Annotated in this window: 26 protein-coding genes; 6 read left to right on the top strand and 20 right to left on the bottom strand. The window is 69.9% G+C overall.

The window, feature by feature from the left end; translation table 11 throughout:
• Positions 1 to 54 precede the first annotated feature (54 nt).
• Entirely contained in the window at positions 55 to 1,605 is a 1,551-nt protein-coding gene (locus tag FMM06_RS08050) for an amidohydrolase (protein ID WP_235889157.1), read from the top strand.
• 159 nt (positions 1,606 to 1,764) lie between these two features.
• Here the strand turns inward: FMM06_RS08050 and FMM06_RS08045 are convergent, their stop codons facing one another.
• The 7 genes from FMM06_RS08045 to FMM06_RS08015 all read right to left on the bottom strand — a co-directional run bounded on the left by FMM06_RS08045 (position 1,765) and on the right by FMM06_RS08015 (position 7,962).
• Positions 1,765 to 2,355 carry a redoxin domain-containing protein gene (locus tag FMM06_RS08045; RefSeq protein WP_144236745.1) on the bottom strand — a complete coding sequence of 197 codons (591 nt, stop codon included), beginning with the start codon at positions 2,353 to 2,355 and terminating at the stop codon, positions 1,765 to 1,767.
• 11 nt (positions 2,356 to 2,366) lie between these two features.
• Positions 2,367 to 4,409 carry a protein-disulfide reductase DsbD family protein gene (locus FMM06_RS08040; RefSeq protein WP_144236744.1) on the bottom strand — a complete coding sequence of 681 codons (2,043 nt, stop codon included), beginning with the start codon at positions 4,407 to 4,409 and terminating at the stop codon, positions 2,367 to 2,369.
• A 63-nt stretch (positions 4,410 to 4,472) separates the two neighbouring features.
• Positions 4,473 to 5,279 (bottom strand): choice-of-anchor W domain-containing protein, encoded by an 807-nt coding sequence (locus tag FMM06_RS17175; RefSeq protein ID WP_235889156.1) that lies wholly within the window; start codon positions 5,277 to 5,279, stop codon positions 4,473 to 4,475.
• Between the two features lie 235 nt (positions 5,280 to 5,514).
• The gene (gene rpsI / locus FMM06_RS08030) at positions 5,515 to 6,012 is read right to left on the bottom strand and encodes a 30S ribosomal protein S9 (RefSeq protein WP_144236743.1); all 498 of its coding nucleotides are present in this window, start codon (positions 6,010 to 6,012) and stop codon (positions 5,515 to 5,517) included.
• Positions 6,012 to 6,524: a 50S ribosomal protein L13 gene (gene rplM, locus FMM06_RS08025; protein WP_144236742.1), complete on the bottom strand. Its 513-nt coding sequence runs from the start codon at positions 6,522 to 6,524 to the stop codon at positions 6,012 to 6,014. The genes rpsI and rplM overlap by 1 nt, the downstream gene beginning before the upstream one ends.
• Positions 6,525 to 6,634: 110 nt before the next feature.
• Positions 6,635 to 6,988 (bottom strand): DUF2237 family protein, encoded by a 354-nt coding sequence (locus FMM06_RS08020; RefSeq protein ID WP_144236741.1) that lies wholly within the window; start codon positions 6,986 to 6,988, stop codon positions 6,635 to 6,637.
• On the bottom strand, positions 6,985 to 7,962 hold the full coding sequence (locus FMM06_RS08015; protein WP_144236740.1) for a COX15/CtaA family protein: 978 nt from the start codon (positions 7,960 to 7,962) through the stop codon (positions 6,985 to 6,987). Before FMM06_RS08015 ends, FMM06_RS08020 begins: the two co-directional genes overlap by 4 nt.
• Before the next feature lie 122 nt (positions 7,963 to 8,084).
• On the opposite strand from FMM06_RS08015, the gene FMM06_RS08010 reads away from it, so the two are divergent.
• From FMM06_RS08010 to FMM06_RS07995, 4 genes are read left to right on the top strand one after another with little or no spacing between them, the layout of a single operon-like run.
• Positions 8,085 to 8,714, top strand: a complete 630-nt coding sequence (locus FMM06_RS08010) for a hypothetical protein (protein ID WP_144236739.1) — start codon at positions 8,085 to 8,087, stop codon at positions 8,712 to 8,714.
• Positions 8,711 to 9,601, top strand: coding sequence for a DUF1838 family protein (locus tag FMM06_RS08005; RefSeq protein ID WP_144236738.1), 891 nt, complete (start codon positions 8,711 to 8,713; stop codon positions 9,599 to 9,601). Before FMM06_RS08010 ends, FMM06_RS08005 begins: the two co-directional genes overlap by 4 nt.
• Positions 9,601 to 9,909: a DUF1330 domain-containing protein gene (locus tag FMM06_RS08000; RefSeq protein WP_144236737.1), complete on the top strand. Its 309-nt coding sequence runs from the start codon at positions 9,601 to 9,603 to the stop codon at positions 9,907 to 9,909. Before FMM06_RS08005 ends, FMM06_RS08000 begins: the two co-directional genes overlap by 1 nt.
• The gene (locus FMM06_RS07995) at positions 9,909 to 10,883 is read left to right on the top strand and encodes a quinone oxidoreductase family protein (protein ID WP_144237147.1); all 975 of its coding nucleotides are present in this window, start codon (positions 9,909 to 9,911) and stop codon (positions 10,881 to 10,883) included. The genes FMM06_RS08000 and FMM06_RS07995 overlap by 1 nt, the downstream gene beginning before the upstream one ends.
• 90 nt (positions 10,884 to 10,973) lie before the next feature.
• On the opposite strand, the gene FMM06_RS07990 is transcribed toward FMM06_RS07995, so the two are convergent.
• The 8 genes from FMM06_RS07990 to FMM06_RS07955 are packed head-to-tail and all read right to left on the bottom strand — an operon-like array spanning position 10,974 to position 19,300.
• Positions 10,974 to 11,855 (bottom strand): hypothetical protein, encoded by an 882-nt coding sequence (locus FMM06_RS07990; RefSeq protein WP_144236736.1) that lies wholly within the window; start codon positions 11,853 to 11,855, stop codon positions 10,974 to 10,976.
• On the bottom strand, positions 11,852 to 12,616 hold the full coding sequence (locus tag FMM06_RS07985) for an enoyl-CoA hydratase/isomerase family protein (RefSeq protein WP_144236735.1): 765 nt from the start codon (positions 12,614 to 12,616) through the stop codon (positions 11,852 to 11,854). Before FMM06_RS07985 ends, FMM06_RS07990 begins: the two co-directional genes overlap by 4 nt.
• Positions 12,613 to 13,467, bottom strand: coding sequence for a polysaccharide deacetylase family protein (locus FMM06_RS07980; protein ID WP_144236734.1), 855 nt, complete (start codon positions 13,465 to 13,467; stop codon positions 12,613 to 12,615). The genes FMM06_RS07985 and FMM06_RS07980 overlap by 4 nt, the downstream gene beginning before the upstream one ends.
• Entirely contained in the window at positions 13,467 to 14,246 is a 780-nt protein-coding gene (locus FMM06_RS07975) for an SDR family NAD(P)-dependent oxidoreductase (protein ID WP_144236733.1), read from the bottom strand. Before FMM06_RS07975 ends, FMM06_RS07980 begins: the two co-directional genes overlap by 1 nt.
• Entirely contained in the window at positions 14,243 to 15,451 is a 1,209-nt protein-coding gene (locus FMM06_RS07970) for an amidase (protein WP_144236732.1), read from the bottom strand. Before FMM06_RS07970 ends, FMM06_RS07975 begins: the two co-directional genes overlap by 4 nt.
• Positions 15,448 to 16,815 carry a phenylacetate--CoA ligase family protein gene (locus FMM06_RS07965; protein WP_144236731.1) on the bottom strand — a complete coding sequence of 456 codons (1,368 nt, stop codon included), beginning with the start codon at positions 16,813 to 16,815 and terminating at the stop codon, positions 15,448 to 15,450. The genes FMM06_RS07970 and FMM06_RS07965 overlap by 4 nt, the downstream gene beginning before the upstream one ends.
• Entirely contained in the window at positions 16,812 to 18,065 is a 1,254-nt protein-coding gene (locus FMM06_RS07960) for an MmgE/PrpD family protein (protein ID WP_144236730.1), read from the bottom strand. The genes FMM06_RS07965 and FMM06_RS07960 overlap by 4 nt, the downstream gene beginning before the upstream one ends.
• Positions 18,062 to 19,300: an MmgE/PrpD family protein gene (locus tag FMM06_RS07955; RefSeq protein ID WP_144236729.1), complete on the bottom strand. Its 1,239-nt coding sequence runs from the start codon at positions 19,298 to 19,300 to the stop codon at positions 18,062 to 18,064. Before FMM06_RS07955 ends, FMM06_RS07960 begins: the two co-directional genes overlap by 4 nt.
• 32 nt (positions 19,301 to 19,332) lie before the next feature.
• On the opposite strand from FMM06_RS07955, the gene FMM06_RS07950 reads away from it, so the two are divergent.
• The gene (locus FMM06_RS07950; RefSeq protein WP_235889154.1) at positions 19,333 to 20,061 is read left to right on the top strand and encodes a GntR family transcriptional regulator; all 729 of its coding nucleotides are present in this window, start codon (positions 19,333 to 19,335) and stop codon (positions 20,059 to 20,061) included.
• Here the strand turns inward: FMM06_RS07950 and FMM06_RS07945 are convergent.
• The 5 genes from FMM06_RS07945 to FMM06_RS07925 are packed head-to-tail and all read right to left on the bottom strand — an operon-like array spanning position 20,058 to position 24,651.
• Positions 20,058 to 21,095 carry a CaiB/BaiF CoA transferase family protein gene (locus tag FMM06_RS07945; protein ID WP_235889152.1) on the bottom strand — a complete coding sequence of 346 codons (1,038 nt, stop codon included), beginning with the start codon at positions 21,093 to 21,095 and terminating at the stop codon, positions 20,058 to 20,060. The two genes, FMM06_RS07950 and FMM06_RS07945, sit on opposite strands and share 4 nt — an antisense overlap.
• A complete protein-coding gene (locus FMM06_RS07940) occupies positions 21,076 to 22,260 on the bottom strand; it encodes a CaiB/BaiF CoA transferase family protein (RefSeq protein ID WP_144236727.1) in 1,185 nt (394 codons plus the stop codon). The genes FMM06_RS07945 and FMM06_RS07940 overlap by 20 nt, the downstream gene beginning before the upstream one ends.
• Complete coding sequence (locus FMM06_RS07935; RefSeq protein ID WP_144236726.1) at positions 22,257 to 23,423, bottom strand: acyl-CoA dehydrogenase family protein; 1,167 nt, start codon at positions 23,421 to 23,423, stop codon at positions 22,257 to 22,259. The genes FMM06_RS07940 and FMM06_RS07935 overlap by 4 nt, the downstream gene beginning before the upstream one ends.
• On the bottom strand, positions 23,420 to 23,929 hold the full coding sequence (locus FMM06_RS07930) for a MaoC family dehydratase (RefSeq protein WP_144236725.1): 510 nt from the start codon (positions 23,927 to 23,929) through the stop codon (positions 23,420 to 23,422). Before FMM06_RS07930 ends, FMM06_RS07935 begins: the two co-directional genes overlap by 4 nt.
• A 53-nt stretch (positions 23,930 to 23,982) precedes the next feature.
• On the bottom strand, positions 23,983 to 24,651 hold the full coding sequence (locus FMM06_RS07925; protein ID WP_144236724.1) for a hypothetical protein: 669 nt from the start codon (positions 24,649 to 24,651) through the stop codon (positions 23,983 to 23,985).
• Between the last annotated feature and the right edge of the window lie 87 nt (positions 24,652 to 24,738).

Genomic DNA, 24,738 nt, shown 5'->3' with positions numbered 1-24,738 from the left:
CGCGGCCTGCTCCTTGCCGCGGTGGTTGTTGGCGTTCCCGCCGCGGCGCGAACCGTGGTGGTCAACGCGAACGGCTACACGCTCGATGGCGGCAAGCTCGTGCGCTTCTCGACGCTGGTCGTCGGCGATGACGGACGGGTCGCAGGGACCGCCACGACCACGCCGGCCAAGGGCGATACCGTCGTCGATGCCGGGGGCCGCACCCTGCTGCCCGGGCTGATCGACGCACACGGCCATGTGATGGACCTGGGGTACAAGGCGCTCGCGGTCGACCTGTCGGACACGACCTCGCTCGACGCGGCGCTCGCGAAGATCAAGGCCTATGCCGCCGCCAATCCGAACGCGCCGTGGATCATCGGCAGCGGGTGGAACCAGGAGCGCTGGGGCCTCGGCCGCTTCCCGACGGCCGCCGAACTCGACCGCGCTGTGCCCGACCGACCGGCGTGGCTCGAGCGCGTCGACGGCCATGCCGGCTGGGCGAATACGCGCGCGCTGGCGGCGGGCAAGGTCGTCGCCGCGACCCCGGCCCCGGCGGGCGGCAGCATCGAGCGGCTGGCGGGCGGCGCGCCTGGCGGCGTCCTCGTCGATGCCGCGATGGCGCTGGTCAACCGCGCCGTACCCAAGCCGACGCCGGCGCAGTCGATGGCGGCGCTCGACAAGGCTATGGCGATTCTCGCATCGGTCGGGCTGACGCAGGCGGCCGACATGGGCGTCGAGCCCGGCACCTGGCAGCTGTACCGCAAGTACGAGCGCGAGGGGCGGCTGACGCTGCGCATCGCGGCCTATGCGGCCGGCATCGACGCGCTCGGCAAGATCGCGAGGGCGCCCGTGCGCTGGAGCGGCAGCGAGCGGCTCGCGCTCAACGGGGTCAAGCTGTACGGCGACGGCGCGCTGGGGTCGCGCGGCGCGTGGCTGAAGGCCGACTACACCGACGCGCCGGGCAACCGCGGCCTGCAGTTCAACACCGATGCCGAGTTGCGCGCGCAGGTCGGGAAGGCGGCGAGCCAGGGCTTCGACATCGCCGTCCACGCCATCGGTGACGCCGCCGACGCGCAGGCGCTCGACGTGTTCGCGGGTGTCACCGCACCGGTTATGAAGCGCATCGAACACGCCCAGATCGTCGACCCCGCCGACCTGTCGCGCTTTGCCAAGCTCGGCGTCGTCGCGTCGATGCAGCCGACGCACGCGACCAGCGACAAGGGCATGGCCGAGGCACGGCTGGGCGAGGCGCGGCTGGCAGGGGGCTATGCCTGGGCGACGCTGATCAAGTCGGGCGCCGCCTTCGCGGGCGGCAGCGACTTCCCCGTCGAGCCGCCGCACCCCTTCTATGGCTGGCACGCCGCCGTGACGCGGCAGGACCGGGGCGGTCAGCCCCTGGCCGGGTGGCGCGTCGGCGAGGCGCTGACCGGCGAGCAAGCCTTCGCGGCCTTCACCACCGGGGCGGCGGCGGCGAACCGAAGTGTTCGCACGGGGACGTTGGTTCCCGGGCAGTGGGCGGACTTCATTCTGGTGGACGCGGACCCGTTCGTGCTTCCGGCGGATGGGTTGTGGAAGATTGGGGTCGAGGAGACGTGGGTAGGGGGCAAGCGGGTGTTCAAGCGATAGGAAGCTAGCTTTCCTGCTTCTTCGCGCCTTCGCTTCTTCGCGCCTTCGCGTGAAAAACTTCGGTCCCGCTTTTGGTAGAGGCCGGGACATAGGATTTCACGCGAAGGCGCGAAGTCGCGAAGAGTAAGAAGGCGGAAGATTCGGCTGTTTCGCTAAGGATTACCCGTACTTGACCGCACACCCGTAGGGCTTGGACGTCGCCACCTTCACCGGCTTGCCCGCCTTCACGTCGTTGAGCGCCGCGAGCGCGAGGTTGGTCGCGCCCTTGATGTCGGCGGGGTCGGCGGTCGGCTTGTCGTCGATCGCGCCTTGGTAGGCGAGATTGCCCTTGGCATCGATGACGTAGATGTGCGGCGTCGTCTTGGCATCGTACGCCCGGCCGATCGCGCCGGTCGGGTCGAGCAGATAGGCGGTGGGCTTGGCCTTGTTGGCGGCGACCTCGGCATTGGCGCCCTTGGCGTCGACATGGCCCTGCTTGCCGGGCGCGCCCGAGTTGACCGTCAGCCACACCGCGCCGGCCTTGGTGGCGGCCGCCTGCGTTTCCTGCATGTTGCCCGCGCCGTAGTGTTTCTTGACGAAGGGGCAGCCTGAATTGGTCCATTCGAGGACGACGGGCTTGCCCTTGAAGTCGGCGAGGCGATGGACCTTGCCGTTGCTGTCGGTGGCGGTGAACGCCGGGGCCGGCTGGCCGACCGTCACGGCGAAGGCCGGGGCGGCGAGGACGAGGCTGAGCGCGAGGGTACGGATCATCGGTCTCTCCTTCAGGTGGTTGCAGTGTCGATCAGGGTGCGGGGCGTGAGGATCTGGGGCAGCGTCGTCGACTCCCCCCCGCGCGGGTAGAACAGGTACAGCGGCACCCCCGCGGCGCCGCGCGCGTCGATGAAGCGGCCGATCTCGGCATCGCCGTTGGTCCAGTCGCCGACCAGCGTCGTCACCCCGGCGGCGGCGAAGGCCTTGGCGACATCGGCATCGCGCAGGGCACCGCGCTCGTTGACCTTGCAGGTCAGGCACCAGTCGGCGGTGAAATAGACGAAGGTCGGGGTGCCCGCGGCGCGCAAGGCAGCAAGGCGGGCCTCGCTGAACGGCTGGGCGGCGAGGGTGCCCGCGGACGCGACCTGCGCGGTCGCCGGGCCGGCAGTGGGCAGGGCGATGATCGCCAGCACCGCCGCGACCGCTGCACCGCCGAGCGGCACCCAGACCGGGCGGCCCTTGGCCTGTGCGGTGCCGATCCACCACAGCAGCAGCCCGAGCGCCAGTGCGCCCGCCAGCCCCAGCGTCATGCCGTCGATCCCGGCCTGCCGCCCGAGCACCCACGCTAGCGCCAGCGCGGTCAGGAACATCGGCACGCTCAGGATACGTCGGAAGGTCCCCATCCAGGCGCCCGGCCTGGGGAGGCGGCGGCGCAGTGCCGGGATGTACGCGATGAGAACGAAGGGCAGGGCGAGGCCAAGCCCCAGCCCGGCGAACACCGCCAGGCCGGCGAGCGGCGGCAGCACCAGCGCCGCCGCCAGCGCGGTCGCCATGAAGGGCCCGGCGCACGGCGTCGCGACGAAGGCTGCGAGCGCGCCGGTCCAGAAGCTCCCCGCCGCACCGCCCTGGCTCGCGAGGCGCTGCCCCGCGCCGCCGCCGGGCAGGCTCACCTCGAACAGCCCCGCGAGGTTCAGCGCGATCGCCGTGGTCAGCAGCAGCAGGCCGAGGATGACCTCCGGCGTCTGCAGCTGGAACGCCCAGCCGACCTGTGCGCCGCCGGCCCGCAGCGCGAGGATCGCCCCCCCCAGCGCGACGCAGACGAGGATGACGCCGCCCGCATAGGCGAGCGCGTCGCGCCGCGCGGTGCGGTCGCTGGTGCCGCCCTTCGCGAGGCTCAGCGCCTTGAGGCTGAGGATCGGGAAGACGCACGGCATGACGTTGAGCAGAATGCCGCCTGCCACAGCGAGCAGGAAGGCGGGCAGGAACGCCATCGCGCCCGCACCGCTGTCGTCGGCAGCGGCAGCCAGCGGCGTACCCGCGGCCGGCACCGTGCCGGGCTGGGCGGCGACGAGGAAGCCACGCGGCGCCTCGCCCTCGCGCTCGATGCGCAGCACGCCGTCGATCCGCCCGGTCGGCGCGCCCTTGGTCTCGATGCGCAGCAGGTCGCCGCTGCGGGTCACGACCTGCGCGGCGCTATAATCGACGATGCCGTCCCGGAGCGGGAAGAAATAGGCGCCGCGGACCTTCTCCAGCCCCGCCATCGGCACGCCGATCGCGACGCGCTCGCCGGTTACCGTGTAGCGCGCCGCCTCGGCGAGCGGCACCGGCATAGCCCGGCGCGCGGCAGCGAAGGTCTCGGCCTGCGCCGGGTCGGGGGCGCCGTCGCCGATGGTCAGGGTGGTGGCGACGCTGGCACTCTCGGGCACGCAGATCTCGTCGGTACAGACCAGATAGTCGAGCTTGACCGCAACCGGGAACGTGCCGCTCGCCGTCGCGGGCACCTGCACCTCGGCCAGCAGCGTCTGCGGCGCCTCATAGACGTAATTCATCAGGCCCGAGACGAGCAGCCGACCCGGCACCGGATAGCGCAAGACCCCCGCGGTCGCGCCCGGCGGCAGCGTCCACGCGGCCTGGGTCTCGATCCCGGCGTCACCTGGGTTCTTCCAATAGGTGTGCCACGTCGGCTTGGGCGCGAAGGTCAGCGCGATGGCGAGCGGCTTGCCCGGCGCTGGCCGCGCACTCTCCGCGGCGATCGTCACCGCGACGTTGGCGGCCGCGGCGGGGACGGCGAACAGCGCTGCGAACAGCAGGATCAGGAGGCGCGACAGCGGCAAGGCGGGGTGTCTCCGGCGGATGGAGCCACCGAATACACCGCCGCGCCCGATGCTGGAAGCGTCCTAGGTGGTCACAGCGACCCGGCGGCGCATTGCCGCGCCGACCAGGCCGAAGCCGCCAATCATGAGCGCCCAGCTCGCGGGCTCGGGCACCGTGGCGGGGAGGTCAAGCAGCTTGATCTGCGACGCGAGGCGCGCGCCGGTCGGCTGGCCGCCCGTCCACGCGAAGACATAGCTGCCGCTCAGCGTGAAATCGCCGGTCAGCCCGCTCCACAGCTTGATCGCCACCGCACCGTCCGCAGCGTTGAGCGATCCGAGCGACTGCGCGACGGTCACCGCGTCGGTCAGCGTCAGGTTGGTGATGCCGTGGCTGTCGGTCGGCGTGCCAGCGGTGGGGACGTTCGAGCGGATACGCGCCTCGAAGCCGTCGATGTCGGCGTAATAGGCCTTGGTGTCGCTCCACGTATCCGCACCGACGGTGTAGGTGATCGTCGTGCCGACGCGGCTGAAGGTGAAGGCCACCGGCACGCCGCTGGCGAAGTTCGTGTCGCTGCCGCCGCCGAACGCGCCGAAGTTGGTCAGCGCTTGGGTGACCCCGGTGCCGGCGGGCGTCGGCAGGCCGGAGCCTGCGACCGGCGTGTGGAGGCCGCGGCGCGTGTTTGTGCCGGTCTTGACCTGGCCGACCGCACGCTCGAGCGGCGGCAGCGCCGTGTTACCTTCGAGCGGCAGGTTGTAATAGGTCTGCAAGAAACCGCCCGCGCCCTCGAACGCGGCGTCGTCGCTCTGCGTCGTGACGAGGGTTACGGCGGCGCTGGCCGAAACGGGCAGCAGCGTAAGCGCGGCCAACGCCGCGAGCGACTTGAACGACATGAGAAGGCCCCCAAAAAGCTGCGCGCCCTGACCGGCGCGGGGCGGGGTTAAGAAGTCGTTACGTGAACGTCAATATAAAAATGTGTTAACAGCGGGGCGCGCCGGGTACGTCGCGGCAAAGCCGCGCCGTCGGACGGGCGGCGGTGTACCCGCCGCTCCGCCGGCCAGCGCGGACGCGAGTCCGTCGCCAAGGTGGAATTCGCTGAAGAGCAAATTCCACCTTGGCGTCGGCCGCTTACCGCTTGGAGAACTGGAAGCTGCGGCGGGCCTTGGCCTTGCCGTACTTCTTGCGCTCGACGACGCGCGGATCGCGCGTCAGGAAGCCCGCGTGCTTGACGACGGTGCGCAGCGTCGGCTCGTAGCGCGTCAGCGCCTGGGCGATGCCGTGCTTGACCGCGCCGGCCTGGCCCGACAGGCCGCCGCCAACGACGGTGCAGACGACGTCGAACTGCTCGCGGCGCTCAGCGATGTCGAACGGCTGGTTGATCACCAGGCGCAGCGTCGGGCGGGCGAAATACACCTCCTGATCGCGGCCGTTGACGGTGATCTTGCCGCTGCCGGGCTTGAGCCAGACGCGCGCGATGGCGTTCTTGCGCTTGCCGGTGGCGTAGGCGCGGCCCTGCGCGTCGATCTGCTGCTCGCGCAGCGGCGCAGGCGAAACGCCATCGTGACCGGCGGGCGCGATATCCATCGCGGCGCCCAGGTCGGCAAAGCTCTGACGATCGTCGGACATTATGCGCTCGCCTGTTCAGCAGTGACGGCCACGCGGACCGCCAGATTCTTGGGGTTCATCGCCGCGATGTCGAGGACCTGCGGGTCCTGCGCGGTGTGCGGATGGTCGGGGCCGGCGAAGACACGCAGGTTGCGCATCTGCTGGCGGCCGAGCGGGCCACGGGGCACCATGCGCTCGACGGCCTTCTCGATGACACGCTCCGGGAAGCGCCCCTCGAGCAGCTTCGCCGCGGTGACTTCCTTGATGCCGCCCGGGTGGCCGGTGTGACGGTAATAGATCTTCTTGCCCGCCTTGCCGCCGGTGAACTTCACCTTCTCGGCGTTGATGACGATGATGTTGTCACCGCAATCGACGTGGGGGGTGAAGCTCGCCTTGTGCTTGCCGCGCAGGCGGTCGGCGATGATCGACGCGAGCCGGCCGACGACGAGGCCCTCGGCATCGATCAGCAGCCACTGCTTGACCACCTCGGCGGGCTTCGCCGCCGCGGTCGTCTTGGATAGGTTGGTCGGCATGATGCCCTCTCGAAATGCAAAACCGGCCAGCGACGGCTGACCGGTACCGGAGTGCCTATCGCCGATCACCTCGCGCAAAGCAAGGAAATAGGCGGGTTTGAGCGCCGGTATTATTCTACCGCATGGGCCTGAAGGTGGCCGAGTGCGGTGTGTTCGAGCGTGCCCATGTGGCACGCCTCCAGCACGACGAGCGGCGCGAAGCCGGCGATGCGCGCCTCTTCCCAACGCGGAGCGCACAAGCACCAACGGTCGCCGGGCTTCAGGCCGGGGAAGTTGAATTCGGGGCGCGGCGTCGACAGGTCGTTGCCGACACTCTTGCTGAAGGTCAGGAACTCCTCGGTGACTTCGGCGCAGACGGTGTGGACGCCGCGGTCGTTCGCGCCGGTTTCGCAGCAGCCGTTGCGCGTCCAGCCCGTCATCGGGTCGGTCGAGCACGACTGCAGCGGGCGCCCGAGGACGTTCATGCCCGCCCCCGGTGCGCGAGCCACAACGTCGCCGCGAGCAGCGCCGCCGCCCCCGCCTGATGCGCCGCCGCGATCGCGATGGGCACGCCACCGACGACCGTCAGCACGCCAAGCGCGAACTGCAGCACGACGAGTCCGCCGAGCAGCGCGCCTCGCCGTCCGCCCTCGCGCACCGCGATCCACAGCGCCGCGGCGGCGACGAACCACGCCAGGCTGCGGTGCACCCATTGCACGCTGACCGGATCGTCGATGATGCTCCCCAGCGGCGGCACCAGCGCCCCCAGCATCAGCGGCCAGGTGTCGGCGGCATGGCCGGCGCGCAGGCCCGCGGTGAACGCACCCCAGACGATCTGCACGCCGAGCAGCGCGAGGAACGGCGCCGCCCAGCCGGCAAGGCGCGCGCGGCCTTCGCGCAGGTCGAGCGCGGTCCAGATGCACGCGCCCATGATCGTCAGCGCGAGGCAGAGATGAATCGCCAGCCGCTCGTGCGCCACCGACGGCCGGTCGACGAGGCCCGACGCGACCATCCACCAGCCGACCACCGGCTGCAGCACGCCGAGCGCCAGGATGCCGCCCAGCCGCCATCCATAGCCCGCCGGGATCGCGCGCTTCACCGCGAACCACAGCAGCGGCAGCAGCAGCGCGACGCCGAAGATCCGCGCCAGCACGCGGTGGACGTATTCCCAGAAGTAGATCTCCTTGAACGCCTCGAGCGTCATCCCGGCGTTGATCTTAGTGTACTGCGGGCTCGCCTGGTACGCCGCGAACTCGGCTGCCCAGTCGGCGGCATTCAGCGGCGGGACGATGCCGCTGATCGGCTCCCAGCGCACCATCGACAGGCCCGACTCGGTCAGGCGCGTGATGCCGCCGACGACGACGATCAGAAACACCAGAGCCGCGACGCCGAGCAGCCAGTTGGCGATTGCCAGCGGACGTGCGCGCGTTTCGGCTAGGGGCAGGGCGATGCTGGCCATGCCCGCCACCTAGGCGCACGCGTCGTCCACGCCAAGCCGGACATCGCGCCGCACCGAATTTGTCCGGACAGCTTTGCAAGTCGCCGGGCTTGGGTTAGCGTGCGCGGCGTGGGGGCAGGGCGATGATGCTGGCGGCACTGATGGCGGGGGCGGCTGCGGCACTGACCGCACCGCCGGGCATCGCGCCGGGCGTCTTCACCAACGAGGAAGAGGTCTACTTCGACCGTGCCGCGAAGCGCCCTGCGGCACCGTGGACGGGGCTGAAGATCGGCGCGGGCGGGGTCGCTGCAGTCGACGCCTATGGGCGTCCGGCCACTTTGCCGAGCGGCACGCTGAGCGGTGCGCAGTCGCGCCTCACCCTGACCTTCGCCGACGGCCGCACCACCCAGCTGCGCCGCGGTCGCCCGGTAACGTGCTGGGGATCGGTGCCGCGCGCCGCGAAGAAGGCCGATGGCAGCGAAGACTGGCTGTTCGAACGCACGCTGAAGCTCCACGACCAGGGCGGCCGCGTCGCCTTCGGCGGCGGCGACACCGGTGCTGCGCCGGTGGTGCTCCGCCTCCGCAACGTGGTCTGGCCGAGCGGGCCCAACCAGCCCAGCCTCGTCCTGTACGTCCACAAGCCGGGCAGTCCCGACATCGCCGAGAGTTATAGCTGGGCCGATCCGTCGGCGCGGCGCATCGGCATCAATCTGCGCTGGATGCAGGCGAGCTGCACGATCGACAAGGTAAACAAGGACCTGGAGACCCGATGATGATCCGCACCCTCGCCCTCGCCGCGCTGATCGCGGCCCCCGCCGCCGCGCGCATCCTCGACCCCGCAGTCCCCGCCGACGCGGTCGAGCTGCAGAAGCGCACCCAGTGCGGCGCGAAGGACGGCGAGCCTGCGGTCTATTACTGGTCGGGTGCGGTCTATTCGCGCGTCACCGGCGAGCCCGACCGGCATCTCTTCGACGGCGAGGGCATGAACATCCGCATGTGCGTCGCGGTCAGCGATCCGGTGCGCGGCAAGGGCTATCGTCAGGTCAGCCGCGAAGTGATGTTCTTCACCGATCCCGCGACCGGCAAGATCGTCCGCGAATGGCTCAATCCCTGGACGGGGGAGAAGGTCGAGGTGATGCAGATCGCCAACGACCCCGTGAATTCGCGGCCAAGTTTCCCGATCGGCGTCGACGGCAAGCCCGCGACGATCGACCTGAAGCTCATGGGGCCATGGGCGCAGATGCGGATCGAGGTGCCGCTCTTCTATCACAACGTGCTGGCGGGCGACTTTCAGGACTACATCGGCGGCAAGTATCACGCGATGGAGATCTTCGACTTCGCCTCGCGCGCTGACGAACTGCTCGATACCAAATACCCGACTGCCTATCCCAGCGTGTCATGGGTGCGCATCTCCGACTGGATGCCGTGGATGAAGATGCGCGGGCGGCAGGGCGGCATCGTCTTCAACGCGATGGGCGCGAAGCTCAAATCCTACGCCGAACTGCCCGCGGTGATCCGCGACGAGATCGCGCTCAACTACCCGACCTATACCGCGCCGCCGCCGGGCGACGACGCGCGGCCCAACGAGACGACGTGGACGGTCTACAAGAAGCGTGTCGAGGCGCAGCGCGCCGCGGCGGCAGCGGCGAAGAAACCCTGATGCCCGCGTACATGGTCGTCACCGCGAAGATCGCCGACCGCGAGGCGTTCATCGCGGGCTATGGCAAGGCGGCGGCAGTGCTCGTTACGCAGTTCGGCGGGCGCTACGTGCTGCGTGCGCCCGGCGCGATGGGGCTGGAGGGGCAGTTCGGCGACGGCGCGTCGCTGGTCATTTCCGAATGGCCCGACAAGGCGGCCGCGCTGGCGTTCTGGAACTCGCCTGAGTATGCCGAGGTCAAGCGTCTGCGTGACGGCCTCGCCGAGGTCCAGGTGGTGCTGATCGAGTCGGCGGCGATAGGAACGCAGTGATGGCACTGGCGGCGCAGATGAAGGCCCATGGCGGGCCCGAGGTCATCGAATGGGTCGAGGTCGACCTGCCGCCGCCCGGCGCCGGCGAGGTGCGCTTCGCCACGCGCGCCGTCGGGCTCAACTATATCGACACCTACCACCGGCGCGGCATCTATCCCGTGCCCCTGCCAAGCGGGCTGGGCATGGAGGCGGCGGGCGTCGTCGAGGCAGTCGGGGAGGGGGTCACCGGCTTCGCGCCCGGCGACCGCGTCGCCACCTTCGGGCCGGTGCTGGGCGCCTATGCGACTGCGCGCAACCTGCCTGGTGCGGCGCTGTTCAAGCTGCCCGACGGCGTCGACGACCGCACCGCGGCGGCGGCGCTGCTCAAGGGCTGCACCGTCGAATTCCTCGTCGAACGCTGCGCGCACGTCGAGGCGGGCTGGCCGGTGCTGGTGCACGCCGCGGCGGGCGGCGTCGGGCTGCTGCTCGTGCAGTGGCTCAAGCATGTCGGCGCGACGGTGATCGGCACGGTCGGAAGCGAGGAGAAGGCCGAGATCGCGCGCGCCGCAGGGGCGGATCACATTATTCTCTACCGCGACGAGGAGATTGCACCGCGCGTCCGTGAGCTGACCGGGGGCGCGGGGGTGCGCGTCACCTTCGACGGCATCGGCATGGCGACCTGGGCCGCGTCGCTCGACGCGACCGGGCGGCGCGGGCTGATCGCCAGCTACGGCAATGCCGATGCGCCGGTCGGCGGCGTCGACCTCGGCATCCTGGCGCGCAAGGGCTCGCTGTTCAGCACGCGGCCGACCTTGTTCGATTACTACACCACCCCCGACGAGCGTGCGGCGGGGTCGGCTCGGCTGTTCGACCTGCTGGCGTGCGGCGTGCTGAAGGTGACGATCGGGCAGACGTACGCGCTGCAGGACGCCGCGCAGGCGCACCGCGACCTCGAGGGGCGGGCGACGACGGGGTCGACGCTGCTGCTGCCGTAACGGTCTGCTCGTCATCCCGGCGCACGCCGGGACCCATCACCTGAGTTCCAGAGATGGGTCCCGGCTTTCGCCGGGATGACGACGTGAGAGTCAGGTGCCGCCCAGCTCAACCAGCTCGATCAACTCCCCAGCCGGTCCGCGCACGGTCGCGGTCCGCTTCCCGCCCAGCACCAGCAGCGGAGCGATGAGCGGCAGATCGAGCGCATCGAGGTCGTCGACCTCGAGCGTCACCAGCGCATTGCCCGCCGGCAGCCGGTCCGCCGGCCCCGGGCGGACGGTCGCCGCATCGGGGTAGGTGTCGACCTCGACGATCGGCATGCGGCCCTTCTGCATCATCGCGAGCCGCGTGATGTGCGACGGCGGCAGGCCGAAGGCGTGGTTGATCATCGTGTATTCGATCTCGTACGTGCCCCCGATGTCGAGGCGTAGCCGGTCGCGGTACCAGGCGCAGGTCGCGTCCGCATCGGGCGTCGCGAGGATGACGATGAAGACATGGTCGACCGGGCTGGCGGCGCGCGGCAGGTCCGACGTCGGCGTGTCGCACGCGACCTCGTTCAGGTAGATCATCTCGCGCCCGCGCCCGAGCATCTGCATCGCAACGAAATAGGGCAGGCCTTCGATTGCGCGCGGCGGGCCCACAAGGTCGAACCCGCTCCCCGCCAGCTTCGCGGGCCAGCCGAAGACGTCCTGCACCGTAATCTCGTACGCTGCCCAGCCATAGGTGCGGACGGGCACGAAATCGGCGGGCACCGGCTGTTCGACGAGGCGCAGCAGGCATGGGTGCCCGCTGACCGGCTGCAGCGTCGCGTACGCCGACCCGGCACTGCCCGGCGTGCCCCAGCTGTTTGCCAGTGCCTCGGATACCGTGCCGCGCTCGACCAGCCGCAGGCCGAGGTGACCCTGGTAGTCGCCGAGCGCGGCGTCGAGATCGGGCGTCGTTACCGTCGCGCCGATGATGCGACCGTGGCTCATCCGAACACCGGCGGGCGCTTGGCGAGGAATGCCGCGACGCCCTCCTCGAAATCGGGGCCGGTGAACGCCTCGCCGAACAGTGCGAGGCTGGCGTCGTCGTCGTCGGCCTGGCCGTCGAGGATGCGGCGCACGATCTTCTTGCTCGCCCCCACACTGTGCGGCGAGGCGGCGGCGATCTGTGCGCACAGCGTGGCGACCGCGCCGCGCGCATCATCCGCCACGATCTCGACCAGCCCGATGCGCTGCGCCTCGGCCGCGTCGAGCAGCCCGGCGGTGAACAGGATGCGCTTCGCCTGCGCCGGGCCGACGAGATCGACGAGCAGCTTGGTATCGTGGAGCGAATAGACGAGGCCGAGCTTGCCCGGCGTGATCCCGAACCGCGCCGAAGCACTCGCGACGCGCATGTCGCAGGCGATCGCCAGTCCGCAGCCGCCCCCGATGCAGTCACCCTCGACCAGCGCGATCACGGGCTTTTCGGCGCGCGCCAGCTCGTACTGCGCACGGCGGATCGCGGCGGCGTTCGCGGCGCGCCACGCCGGATCGCGTGAGCCGGTCGAAAACTCGCCGATGTCGGCCCCCGCGCAGAATGCCCCGGGGGCCGCGGCTTCGAGGACGACGACGCGCACGCCGGGTGCCGCGACGGCCTGTGCGAGCTGACCGGGAAACGCCTCCCACATCGCCTGCGTGAAGGCGTTGCGCTTGGCCGCCCGATCGATGCCCAGGTGCGCGACGGCGCCGTCGATGGTCAGCGTCAGGCTCATGCCGGCTCAACCTTTGCCAGATGGTCGGCGATCTCAAGCCGCGTCGCGACCCACACGTCGCTCGTGCACGCGACATGATCGAGGAACGCCTCGAGCGCCCAGAACCGCCCCGGTCGCCCGATGATGCGCAGGTGCAGCCCCAGGCTCATCATCTGCCCGCCCTCGCGGTGCAGCTGGTCGAAGCTGCGGATCGCGTACGCCAGCCAGGCGTCTGGAGTGTAGGCGGGGTCGGTCCACATCTTCATGTCGTTGGTGTCGAGCTGGTACGGCACGATGGCGATCGGCCGTCCGGGCTCCGTGTCGCGGTCCCAGAACGGCACGTCGCCCGAATAATCGTCCATGTGATAGCGGAAGCCCGCCTCGATCAGCAGCCGGCGCGTGTTCGGCGTGTGGAGATAGCGGCTCAGCCAGCCGTAGGGGCGGGTGCCGGTCGTCGCCTCAATCGAGGTCACGGCGCGCGCGATGAAGGCGCGCTCGGCATCCTCGTCCATCTTGAACTGGTGGACCCAGCGCCACCCGTGGCTGACGGGCTCGTGGCCGAGCTCGACGATGGCGCGGGCGAGGTCGGGATGCTCCTCGAGGCTCATTGCCGCGACCGTCCAGCTCGCCTTGACTTTCAGGTCGCGCAGCAGCCCGACGACGCGCGGCGCCCCTGCTTTGATGCCGTACAGATAATTGGATTCGTTGCCATAGTTGCGGATCGGCGACTTCACGAAGACACCCAGCTCATCGACCGGCTCCATGCCCCGGTCGCCGCGCGCCACCGACATTTCGGAGCCTTCCTCGACGTTGACGACGAGGCTCAGCGCCAGCCGCGCGCCGTTCGGCCAGGCGATGCTCTCGGGCACCATCAGTGCATCTCCTCGCCGCCGCTGACGTTGATCGCTTCGCCGGTGATGTACGCAGCATCGTCCGACGCCAGCCAGGCGCACGCGGCAGCAGTGTCGCTGGCAAGGCCCGGCCGCCCCATCGGGTTCTTCGCTGCCATGCTGGCGAGATAGGCCTCGACGCTGTCGAAGCCGAGCAGCTTCGAGAAATAGTCGTTCTGCTGCGCGCCGAGGCCGGTGGTGACGTGGTTCGGGCACACCGCGTTGACCGTGATGCCGTGCTTCCCCAGCTCGATCGCAGCGACCCGCGTCAGGCCGATCATGCCGTGCTTCGAGCTGCAATAGCTCGCCATGTGAGGAAAGCCGGTCTTGGCGGCCTGGCTCGCGATATTGATGATCCGCCCGCCGTTCCCCGCGCCGATCATCGCGCGCGCTGCTGCCTGGGTACCGTAGAAAGCGCCCGACAGATTGACGCCGATCACCCGGTCCCAGTCGGCGGGGTCGACGTCGAGCAGCGGCGTCATCATGAAGCCGATGCCGGCATTGTTGACGAAGATGTCGACGCTGCCGAATCGCGCCACCGATTGCTCAACCAGTGCAGTGCATTGCGCGGCATCGCTCACATCGCATGCAAAGGCGGCGGCGCCCAGTTCCGCCGCTACTGCCTTCGTCTCGTCGTCGACGACGCGGTCGGAGACGACGCAGTTCGCGCCTTCGTCGGCGAAGCGGCGCAGGATCGCCTGGCCCAGCCCGCGCTGCTTGCCCGAGCCGGTGACGACGATGGTCTTGCCTGCAAACCTCATGGGGCCTCCGGGGGCGGTGCATAGCCGTCGAGTGCGGCGTCGAGGGTGCGGGCGAGCGCGAACAGCGTGCCCTCGCTGCCCGGCGGGCCGACCAATTGCACGCCGACCGGCATGCCGTCGCCATCACGTCCCGCGGGGAGGCTGAGCGCCGGGCAGCCCGCGATATTGGCGAGGCCCGTGAAATCGGCCTGGTTCACCGGACCGCGGCCGTGCGCAAAGGCGGCCTGTGGCGCGGTGGGGGTCAGCAGTACGCCGTCGTCGCCGAGGGCGTCCAGCAGCGTCTCGCGAGTTCGCGCCAGCACGTCGGGGGTGGGGGCCGCACCGGTGCAGAAGCTCAGCATGTAACGCAGTTCGGGCGAGATCAGTGCTGGGTCGTGGTCGCCAAGGTCGGCAGCAAGTTCGCGCCCTGCGGCGATGAAGCCCGCAAGGCGGATCGTTTGCGGCGTGTCGCGCAGCGTCAGCGAGGAGCGGGGCAGGTCGAGCGCCGCCACGGCGCGGTCGTAGGCGGTGCGGACCGCGGACTCGACTTCGACGCCGGCGAGTTCGTCGAGCAGCACGAGGCGCTTCGCGTGGCCTGCGGAAGGTGTACCGATCACTCCCCACACCCGTTCAAGCAGATCGAGCGAGCGCGCCAGTGGCCCGACGGCGTCGAGGTCGCGTGCCAGCGGCTCGAGGCCGTCGTCGTCGACCGCGCCGTGGGTGGGTTTCAGCCCATAAACCCCGTTGTACGCCGCGGGAATGCGCACCGACCCCAATGTGTCGGTCCCCAGCGCCGCGTCGCACAGGCCCGCTGCCACGGCAGCACCGCTCCCCCCCGACGATCCGCCGGGCGTGCGGCCGGTATCGTGCGGGTTGAGCGTTCGACCAAAAAACGCATTGTCGGTCGTCGCACCGAGGGCCGCCTCGTGCATGTTGACGGTGCCGAGGATGATCGCGCCTGCCTCACGCAGCCGCGTCACCACCGCAGCGTCCTTCGCCGCGATACGCTCGCGGTGCAGCGCCATGCCCGCCGTCCAAGGCAGGCCGGCGACGGCGATGTTCGACTTGATGCCGAAGGTCACGCCGTCGAGCGGCAGCGGCGCCGACCGCGCATCGCTGGCCCGCGCCGCCGCCAAGGCCGCCTCCCGGTCGAGATCGACGAACGCGCGCAGGTCCGACCGCGCGATCCGCACGAGCGCCGCCTCGACGCGCGCGACGGCGCTCACAGGCCGCGCTCGTCGATCAGGCGGATCGGCTTCTGCCGCACGTCGATCTGCGTCAGCGCCGCGGTGCCACCGGGCGGGCACAATTCGACCTCGACCTCGACCCCCAGCCCCTGGCGCAGCAGCGCCACGAGTGCCGCCGCGTCGCCGACCTTCGCCTCCAGCACTACCGTCATCGCATCGCGCCCGGCGGCGTCGCGCGCCACGCGGCAGACGAATTCGCCGGTCAATTCGCTTCGGTTCTCGATGATCGCGCCGATCGCGTGCGGGAAGACGTTGATGCCGCGCAGCTTGACCATATTGTCGCTGCGCCCCTTGAACCCCGCGATTCGCCGGAACGCCATGCCCGTGGCGTTTGCGCCCAGCACCTCATGCGAAATATCGTGAGTGTTGAAGCGGATGCACGGCGCGACATCGTCCTTGAACAGGCAGGTCACGACCATATCGCCGGTCTCGCCCGGCGCGACCGCTGCGCCCGACTGGACGTCGAGCAACTCCAGATATTGCGCGTCCTCCCAGACGTACAGCCCGTCGCGTTCGGGGCCTTCGCCCGCGATGCTGCCGGTGTCGCCGACGCCGTACCAGTCGTACGCCTTCGCGCCGCCCCACGCCGCCTCGACCGAGGCGCGATCCTCGGTCCCGAGATGACCGCAGATCATGCGGACGTTGATCTGCTCGAGAAGTCCTTCGTCGCGCGCGGTTTCGGCGAGTTTCCTCAGGTAATCGACGAACCCGACGAGCACCGTAACGCCGAAATCGGCCATCAGCCGGACCTGCGCCGCCGAGCGTGTCTCGATGCCCGTGCCCGCAGACAGGAAGATCGAGTTGGTGAAATGCGTCACCGCCTCGCGGATGTAGTGCCCGCCATTGATCACACCGTGGCCGTACACCGACTGGACGACGTCGGATGGCTGCAGACCCTGCCAGCGGTACATCCGGCCGACGAGCAAATTGGTGATCTCGCGCCCCTTCGGCCCGAACAGCAGCGCCTGCGGGCGGCCCGTCGTGCCGCTCGTGGTGTGCAGGATCTGCGGCGGTCGATCGGCGCCGCCGATCCCGGCGAAATCGCCATAGGGCGGATGCGAGGCGATCGACGCCATCAGGTCGGCCTTGTCGTAAACCGGCAGCTTCGTAATGTCGTCGAGGCCCTTAACATCGCCCGCCTCGATGCCGCGCTCGCCCCACAGGCGCTGGTAGAAGGGGATCTGCCAACCGCGCGTCATCAGCCGGGCAAAGCGCACCTCCTGCTGGCTGCGCAGTTCGTCGCGGCTCATCGCAGTGTAGCGCGCCACGAAGGCGTCGCCGACCGGATACTCGGCCAGCATCGCGCGCGCGTCGAAGGTCTCGAAATAGGTCGGGTAGGTCATGCGGCGGTCAACCAGTCGAGAGGGGCGTCGTAGATGCGCGGGTCGGCGTGCGGCGCGAGCTCGCGGGCGAGGGCGAGCTTGGCGGTCGCATCGAAGTCCACCCCCGGGCTGCCCGGCGTCGCGGGCACGGCGCGTTCGAGGCGGGTACCGTCGGCGAGTGTCACCATGACATACTGGGGCGACAACGCATTGGGATCGGGGTTGCCATCGTCAATCAGCGTCAGCGGCGCGGGCGGCGGCAGGTCGGTAAAGGCGCGCGGGTCGATCCGGCCGTCGCGCAGCATCAGCGCGGCAAGGACGGGCAGGCACAGGCGGGCGTAGGCGGGTGTCATCTCCGCCAGCGGCGGACGCCCGACCAGGCGGATGACGAGGCTTGGGACGCGCGCCTCGATGGCGGCGACCAGCCCGCCGATCTCGGGGCGCAGCGCGGCGAGCGCGCCGAGCACGCCGTGGCTGGCGCGACCGCTCGGCCAGGATTTGGTGCTGACCTCGTCGATCAGCCAGCGGGTGCCGAGGCCAGCAGTGTAGGTCGACAGGTCGCCGCGATCGAACAGGGCGAAATAGCCGAACGGTCCTGCGAGGGCGTCGTGCGGGCCGGTCAGGCCGGCCTTGACCAGATCGACCGCGGCGACCGCGGCACGCGCGGCGTTGGCGACCTGGAGGGGCAGGGCGATCGAGCCCTCGACATGCGCCTGCATCGTGCCCGCGCACGCCGCGTGGGCGAGGCCGAGGACATCGGCGACTGCACCGACCCCATCTATGCGCGCCACCGCGAGCGCTGCGCCTATCGTGCCCGCAGTGGCAGGACGGAAAAAGGTCAGCGGACTTTCCGCGGCGATGCCGAGACCGGCTGCAATATCCACGCCGACCGCGATCGCCGTGAGGGCTTCCTCGGGATCGACACTGCCGCGCCGGTGGCACGCGGCGGCGACGGCGGCAGTGACGACCGACAGCGCATGCACCACCGCGCCTTCATGCACCGCATCCCATTCGAGGCAGTGAATGTTGAAACCATTGACGAACGCCGCCGACGGCGCGGGCAGGGTGCCGCGGTGCCCGAGCAGGCATGCGTCGTCGCCGGCTCCCCAACCGCGCGCCGCTGAGAGCACGCCCGCCGCCCCGGGCGCAGTCGCTCCCGCCGCTCCGACCGCCAGCGTGTCGCCGAGCAGCCGCAGCGTCGCCGCGCGCGTCGCGGGCGGCAGCCGGTGCTCGGCGGCGGCGAAGTCGAGCAGGTCGGCGGTCGCGGTCACAGCCACGCGTCCAGCAAGGCGAGCAGCGCGCGAGGGTCATCACCATGCATCGCGGCCTCGATGCTATGGTCGCCGTCGCCGAGCCCGCCCCAAGCGATCAATGACCGCGCCTTGGCCACGATCTGTGCTTCGCTGGCAGGCCGCTCGGGGTCGCCGCGCGTGTCGACCAGTGCCACCGATCCCCCACCGCAGCTCAGGCTGGCACCGAAATGCGCCGGGTAACGCGCTGTGATCGCGCCATCCTCGGTTACCGTGACCTGCGCCCGCAGCGGCGCGAGAGCCTCGATTGCCGCCAGCGTGAAATCCTCGGGCCCTGCGTCGCGCCCCGCCGCAATCACAGCGACGCCGTGCTGGAGCGAGAATTTCGCCTGTGCCTCGGTCACCGGGTGCGGGTTGTCGCAGAACGCCAGCGCATCGGCGTAGGTCGCGACTTGCATCTTGCCCGACAATTGCCCGGCCGCGCGCAGGTCGAGTGCGCAGTCGATCGCCGGATGGACGTGGCGGCACGCGGCCCAGGGCTTGAAGCTGACCTCTGCCATCCGCCACCCGTCGCCGAGCACCAGCGGGCGCGGCTCACGCACGGTCGCCGCGTACAGGCCCTGCGGCCCCTCGAGCACCGCCACGGGTCCGCTCGCCCCGGCGCGCGCCAGCCGCGCAAACCACAGGCCCTCCAGCGCGGCGCGCGCGGCGTGGATCTGCTTGGTCATCGTGTCGGCATGGCGCATCGCCCACAGCCCGCCCGCGGTCGAGCCGGCATTGGCGAGCGCCCAGCCGGTCCGCTGCGCATCGAGTCCGAACGCCGAAGCCGCCGCCGCCGCGCCGCCGAAGCCGCCGGCGGTCGAGGTGTTGTGGAAATGCGCATAGTGGTGCGCGTCGAAGGTCGCGCCGATGGCGATCATCGCCTCGTAACCGCGCACGCCGGCGTCGAGCAGGTCGGCCATGGTGCCGCCGGTCTCGCGTACCGCCGACAGCGCCGCGGGCCAGACGACGGGGCCGGGGTGGAGGAGCGCGGTGCGGTGGACGTCGTCCATTTCCAGCACGTTGCCGAGCAACGCCGTGCGGGTCAGCACGTCGCGTTCGGCGGTGCGTGCCATGTCGGCAACCGGCCCTTGGCGCGCTCCTGCAACGCAGCCCAGCCAGTCGAGCAGGTGCAGCCGCGCGCGGGCCCGCGTCGCATCCTCGACACGGCGTTGCAAATGCTGTGCAACGCGTTCGATCAGGCTATAGCTGTTCATCGCGGCCGCGACCGCAGGGGGAGAGTGACGGCGTGCAGGGAGCCGAGACGAAGTCCAAGCCGCGCTATATGCTGCTTGCCGATGAACTGCGCGACGGGATCGCCAAGGGCACCGTTCCCGCCGACCAGTTTCCGACCGAGAGCGTGCTGTGCGCGCGCTACGGCGTCAGCCGCTTCACGGTGCGCGAAGCGTTGCGCGCGCTGCAGGCGGAGGGGCTGATCCAGCGGCGGCGCGGGTCGGGCACGACGCTGAAGGCGCCCGAGCGCACGACGCTGCACCAGCCACTGTCGAACCTCGACGAGATCCTGCAATACGCGCGCGACACGCGGGTCGATTATGCCCCGCACGGCCTGAAGGCCCTGCCGCGCGCGCTGATCACCGAACTGCGCCTCGATCCCGACCAGCGCTGGGTGCACTTCGGCGGCGTCCGCCGGCACGACCGCGACGAGACCGCGATCGCGCACATCGACGCGTACATCAACGGCGCCTACGCCCGCGCCGCGGCCAGCATCGACCCCGCGGCAGGCGTGCTGTTCCGTCAGCTCGAGGCGGCAGCGGGGATCCGCATCGCGCGCGTCACGCAGGACATCCAGGCGGTGCCGGCGTCGAAGGAGATCGCCGCAGCGCTGGGCGTGCCGAAGCGGAGCCCATGCCTGCGCATCGTGCGCTGCTATATGAGCAAGGAGGGGGGCTTCGTCGAGATTTCGGTCAGCCACCACCCCGGCGACCGCTTCGCCTATGCGATGCACACCGACGTCTAGCACGAGGCGAACCGGATCGCGGGTTTGACCCGGCCGTCGACGATTGCATCAGGGGCGGCGGCGAAGGCCTGGGTGAAGTCGAGGACGGGGGCGAAGGCGACGTCGCGACCGTCGAACCAGGCGGTCCATTCGTCGCGGGTGCGGGTCAGGAAGGTCGCGGCGAGGAAGTCGCGCAAGGGGGCCTGTGCCTCGCCCGCGGGGGCGTCGCCGAGCGCGATGAGGTCGGGGCGGCCCAGCGCCTCGAGCAATGTCCGGACAAATTTCGCCTCGCGCCCGCCCAGCGTGACATGGCCACCGTCCTTGCACGCATAAACCTGGTAGAAGGCCGCGCCGCCGAGCGAACGCTGCTCGGCCGAGCGCGGGGCAGGGCCGCCGCGCATGGCGTCGGCGGCGATATGCGCGCTCCACGGCAGCAGCGACCCGAACATCGACACGTCGACATAATCGCCGCGGCCCGTGGCGGCGCGCCCGATCAGCGCCATCAGTACCGCCGACAGCGCGGTGAGGCCCGCCGCGACGTCGGCGGCGGGCACGCCTGGCACCACCGGCCCGCCGGGGCCGTCGTTGACGCTGAGGAAGCCGCTTAGCGCCTGCACCGCCAGGTCGTGCGCCGGGTGATGCGCGCGCGGCCCCGCCTGGCCAAAGGCCGAGATCGAGCAATAGACGACCGACGGCCGGCGCGCTGCGACCGCGGCATATTCGAACCCCAGCCGTGCCATCGCGCCGGGGCGGAAGCCCTCGACGACCACGTCTGCCTCGTCGATCAGGTCCCACAGCGCCGCCTTGCCGGCGTCCGACTTGAGGTCGAGCTCGACGCAGATCTTCCCGCGGTTGAGCGCGTCGAACCACAGCGACCCCCGGTCGCCGAACGGCGGCATGGCGCGGGCGGGATCGCCGCCGGGCGGCTCCACCTTGATTACCGACGCGCCCTCTTCGGCCATCATCAGCGTCATCATCGGGCCGGGCAGGAAGAGCGTCAGGTCGACGACGCGAATGCCGGCCAGCTTGCCCATCTCACACAGTGCCGTCGGCACGCAGCGCGGCGATCTCGGCGGATGTGAACCCCGCCTCGTCGAGGATCGCCTGCGTGTCGGCGCCCAGCGCGGGGGAGGCGCGGTTGGGCAGGCGCGCGCCATCAATGCGGATCGGATTGCTCAGCACGCGCAGGCCCTCGGGGCGCGCGGCGTGCGCTACGGTGTCGACCATGTCGCCCGCGCCGTCGAGCGCCTGGGCGAGGTCGTTGACCGCCGCGACGGGCACGATGCCGCCGAGCTTCGCGACCCAGTGCGCGGTCGGATGCTGGAGGAAGATGCCGTCGAGTATGGTGGTCAGCGCGTCGCGGTTTTCCAGCCGCGCCGGCATCGTCGCGAAGCGCGCATCGCCCTGCAGGTGCGGCACGCCGAGCGCGTCGGTCAGCAGCACCCAGAACTTCGCCAGCTGCGCCATCACGAAGACCCAGCCGTCGGCGGTGCGGAAGGTCTGCGACGGCGTCACGCTGGGGTGCGCCGACCGCTCGGCGCGTCCGGTGACGAAGCCCTCGTTGAGATACCAGTACGCCGGATAGCTCGTCTGGTGCAGCGCCGCGTCGAGCAGCGAAATATCGAAGTCGCGGCCCTTGTCGGTCGCCGCCGCCTCTTTCAGCCCCGCGAGCGTCGCGGTGGCCAGCATCGTGCCGGTGATGAAGTCGACCATCGACAGGCCGAAGCGCGTCGGCGGGTCGGTCGGCGCTCCGGTCACCGACATGAACCCGGCCTCGGCCTGCATCAGATAGTCGTACCCCGGCCAGCTGGCGCGCGGCCCCTCGCGGCCATAGGCGGAGGCGTGGACGCAGACGATCGCCGGGTTCACTCGGCCCAGCGCCGCATAGTCGAGGCCGAGCTTCGCGGGCAAGTCGCCGCGCGCATTGTTGGTCACCGCGTCGGCCTTGGCGACCAGCCGGTGCAGAACTGCCTTTCCCGATTGCGTCCGGATATCAAGCGTCAGCGAGCGTTTGTTGAGGTTGAACGTCTGGTAGAACAGGCTGTCGTCCGCCCCCAGGAAGTACGGCCCGGTGGCGCGCGCGCTGTCGCCGCCCTTGGGTGGTTCGAGCTTGATGACCTCGGCGCCGAGCTGCGCCAGGAACATCGTGCCGTAGGGACCTGCGCCGTACTGCTCGGAGGCGAGGATGCGCGTGCCGGTGAGGGGGAGGGTCGGGCTCAAGCGGGATTCCGCTTCACCCACTGCTTCGCGATGATCATGCGCTGCATCTCGTTGGTGCCCTCGCCGATGCACATCAGCATCGAGTCGCGGTAGAAGCGCTCGATCTCATACTCCTTCGAATAGGAGTAGCCGCCGTAGATGCGCATCGCCTCCTGGCTGTTCTTCACCGCCGCTTCCGACGCGAAATACTTGGCCATCCCCGCCTGCATGTCGCAGCGCTCGCCGCGGTCGTAGGCTTCCGCCGCATCGAAGGTCAGCAGCCGCGCGGCGCGGGCGCGGGTCACCATGTCGCCGAGGTAGAGCTGGATCGCCTGGTGGTCGGCGATCGGCTTGCCCATCGTCTGGCGCTGCTGGGCATAGTCGGTGGCGAGGCGCAGCGCCCCTTCCGCCAACCCGACGCCGCGCGCCGCGACGTTGATGCGGCCCAGTTCGAGGCCGCCGGTCGCCTGGAAGAACCCCTGGCCCTCGACGCCGCCGATCAGGTTTGCAGCCGGGATGCGGTAGTTGTCGAAGATCAGCTCGGCCGAATCGATGCCCTTGTAGCCGAGCTTCTCGAACTTCTTGCCGGTCGTGAACCCCGGGCCCTTGGGCGCGATGAACAGGCTCATGCCCTTGTAGCGCGGCTCGGCTTTGGGATCGGTCTTGACCAGCAGCGCGAAGCACGAGCCGTTGAGGCCGTTCGAAATCCACGTCTTGGTGCCGTTGATCACGTAATCGTCGCCGTCGCGCACGGCAGTCGTGCGGATCGCCTGCAGGTCGGTGCCGGCGTTGGGCTCGGTCAGCGCCAGCCCGCCGCGGATTTCGCCGGTCGCGAACTTCGGCAGCCATTCGGCCTTTTGCTCGGGCGTCCCGAACCGCTCGACCGCGACCGCCATGATCAGGTGCGAGTTGAAGATGCCGGTGATCGCCATCCAGTAGGACGCGATCTGCGAGACGATCTTCGCGTACGTCGTCGCGGGCAGGCCGAGGCCGCCGTACTCGCTGCCGATCGTCGCGCCGAACAGACCCATCTCGGCCATCTGGTCGACGAGTTCGGCGGGCCAGATGTCGTTGTGGTCATGGTGCATCACGACGGGCCGCACCTCGCGGTCGACCCATTTCTGGATCGAATCGAGCAGCGCGGTTTCCTCCGCCGGGTCCATCGCAGGCCTTGCAGTCGTCATGATTCCATCGGTCCGCAACCCGTCTTCCAGATCAGCATCGAGCGGTTGAAGGTGCACACGACATCGCCGTGCTGGTTCTTGCCGGTGGTCCGCACGGTGACGATGCCCTGTTCGGGGCGCGAGCTGCTCTCGCGTTTCTCGACGACCTCGCTCTCGGCGTACAATGTGTCGCCGGGGAACAGCGGGTGGGTCAGGCGGATATTGTCCCAGCCCAAATTGGCGACCGCCTTCTGGCTGACGTCGCTGACCGACATGCCGACCATCAGCGCGACGGTGAGCGGGGAGCAGACCAGCGGCTTGCCGAACTCGGTCTTGGCGGCGAATTCATAGTCGAAATGCGCCGGATGGGTGTTCATCGTCATCAGCGTGAACTGAATATTGTCGTAGTCGGTGATCGTCCGGCCGGGGCGGTGTTCGTAAACGTCGCCGACGATGAACTCCTCGTAAAAGCGGCCGAAACTCTCGCGGTAACGCTGCGGTCCGATCTCGATACTGCCTGGACGCACGGTGCGGTTCCCCCAATTTGTCCGGACAACTTTGCACGGGCCTCGGGGGCCGGTCAACCGGGCTTGACGACGCCTATCCACGAGGTGACCACAAGCAGCGCGTAGACGCACCACACCCAGTAGCGCGTCCGGTTCATCGTGGCGAGCAGCGGCACCTCGGTCGTGTCGCTCGACCCTTCGGTCAGCAGCCGGCCGAGCTGCGGCCCGACGGGCTTGAACGCGACGTCGATCATGATCGCGGCGGCGAAGATCGCGCCGAACAGCAGCGCCTTCCACGCCAGCCACGCCGGCGCGGCGTCGGTCACCAGCCACAGCGCACCGAGGCCGAAGTAGAAGAGGGTCAGCGCGATCTTGAGCCAGTTCTCGATCCTGCGGTCGCGAGCGGCGCGCGGTGTCTGGTCGTGCGCGTGCGCATCCCAGACCAGCCACAGCCAGCCCGCGGCGACGATCCAGGCTAGGACGATCAGCCAGAGCGGCAGCACGACCCAGTTGCCGGCCGCCGCCACCGACAGCGATAGGGGCACCATCAGCGCCCAGGTACTGCGCGGCACCATGTCGACCGTGACCAGCAGGCGCAGCAGCACGAGGCGCTCGGGCAGGGTGTAGCGGTCGCGCTTGCGAAAGTGCTGGCCCAGCACGAACACGCCGACGTCGGCGCCCAGCCACAGCACGAACAGCAGCAGGTGGACGTACACCAGCGACGGGTAGGCGAGGTCGGCCATCGTTTTGCCCCCGGCTTGACAGGCGCGCGAATCCGCCCGAAGTTGTCCGGACAAATCACAATAAGCCCGAGCGGGCAAGCACAGGGC

The sequence above is a fragment of the Glacieibacterium frigidum genome, from assembly GCF_007097155.1.
In the GTDB taxonomy this organism is placed as follows: domain Bacteria; phylum Pseudomonadota; class Alphaproteobacteria; order Sphingomonadales; family Sphingomonadaceae; genus Glacieibacterium; species Glacieibacterium frigidum.
This window is presented reverse-complemented; position numbering and strand designations above follow the sequence as displayed.

What these genes read in the sequence shown, in the direction of transcription:
- FMM06_RS08045 (WP_144236745.1), bottom strand. Translation starts at nt 2,355, where the DNA reads ATGATCCGTACCCTCGCGCTCAGCCTCGTCCTCGCCGCCCCGGCCTTC.
- FMM06_RS17175 (WP_235889156.1), bottom strand. Translation starts at nt 5,279, where the DNA reads ATGTCGTTCAAGTCGCTCGCGGCGTTGGCCGCGCTTACGCTGCTGCCC.
- rpsI (WP_144236743.1), bottom strand. Translation starts at nt 6,012, where the DNA reads ATGTCCGACGATCGTCAGAGCTTTGCCGACCTGGGCGCCGCGATGGAT.
- rplM (WP_144236742.1), bottom strand. Translation starts at nt 6,524, where the DNA reads ATGCCGACCAACCTATCCAAGACGACCGCGGCGGCGAAGCCCGCCGAG.
- FMM06_RS08020 (WP_144236741.1), bottom strand. Translation starts at nt 6,988, where the DNA reads ATGAACGTCCTCGGGCGCCCGCTGCAGTCGTGCTCGACCGACCCGATG.
- FMM06_RS08015 (WP_144236740.1), bottom strand. Translation starts at nt 7,962, where the DNA reads ATGGCCAGCATCGCCCTGCCCCTAGCCGAAACGCGCGCACGTCCGCTG.
- FMM06_RS08010 (WP_144236739.1), top strand. Translation starts at nt 8,085, where the DNA reads ATGATGCTGGCGGCACTGATGGCGGGGGCGGCTGCGGCACTGACCGCA.
- FMM06_RS08005 (WP_144236738.1), top strand. Translation starts at nt 8,711, where the DNA reads ATGATGATCCGCACCCTCGCCCTCGCCGCGCTGATCGCGGCCCCCGCC.
- FMM06_RS08000 (WP_144236737.1), top strand. Translation starts at nt 9,601, where the DNA reads ATGCCCGCGTACATGGTCGTCACCGCGAAGATCGCCGACCGCGAGGCG.
- FMM06_RS07995 (WP_144237147.1), top strand. Translation starts at nt 9,909, where the DNA reads ATGGCACTGGCGGCGCAGATGAAGGCCCATGGCGGGCCCGAGGTCATC.
- FMM06_RS07990 (WP_144236736.1), bottom strand. Translation starts at nt 11,855, where the DNA reads ATGAGCCACGGTCGCATCATCGGCGCGACGGTAACGACGCCCGATCTC.
- FMM06_RS07985 (WP_144236735.1), bottom strand. Translation starts at nt 12,616, where the DNA reads ATGAGCCTGACGCTGACCATCGACGGCGCCGTCGCGCACCTGGGCATC.
- FMM06_RS07980 (WP_144236734.1), bottom strand. Translation starts at nt 13,467, where the DNA reads ATGGTGCCCGAGAGCATCGCCTGGCCGAACGGCGCGCGGCTGGCGCTG.
- FMM06_RS07975 (WP_144236733.1), bottom strand. Translation starts at nt 14,246, where the DNA reads ATGAGGTTTGCAGGCAAGACCATCGTCGTCACCGGCTCGGGCAAGCAG.
- FMM06_RS07965 (WP_144236731.1), bottom strand. Translation starts at nt 16,815, where the DNA reads ATGACCTACCCGACCTATTTCGAGACCTTCGACGCGCGCGCGATGCTG.
- FMM06_RS07955 (WP_144236729.1), bottom strand. Translation starts at nt 19,300, where the DNA reads ATGAACAGCTATAGCCTGATCGAACGCGTTGCACAGCATTTGCAACGC.
- FMM06_RS07935 (WP_144236726.1), bottom strand. Translation starts at nt 23,423, where the DNA reads ATGACGACTGCAAGGCCTGCGATGGACCCGGCGGAGGAAACCGCGCTG.
- FMM06_RS07925 (WP_144236724.1), bottom strand. Translation starts at nt 24,651, where the DNA reads ATGGCCGACCTCGCCTACCCGTCGCTGGTGTACGTCCACCTGCTGCTG.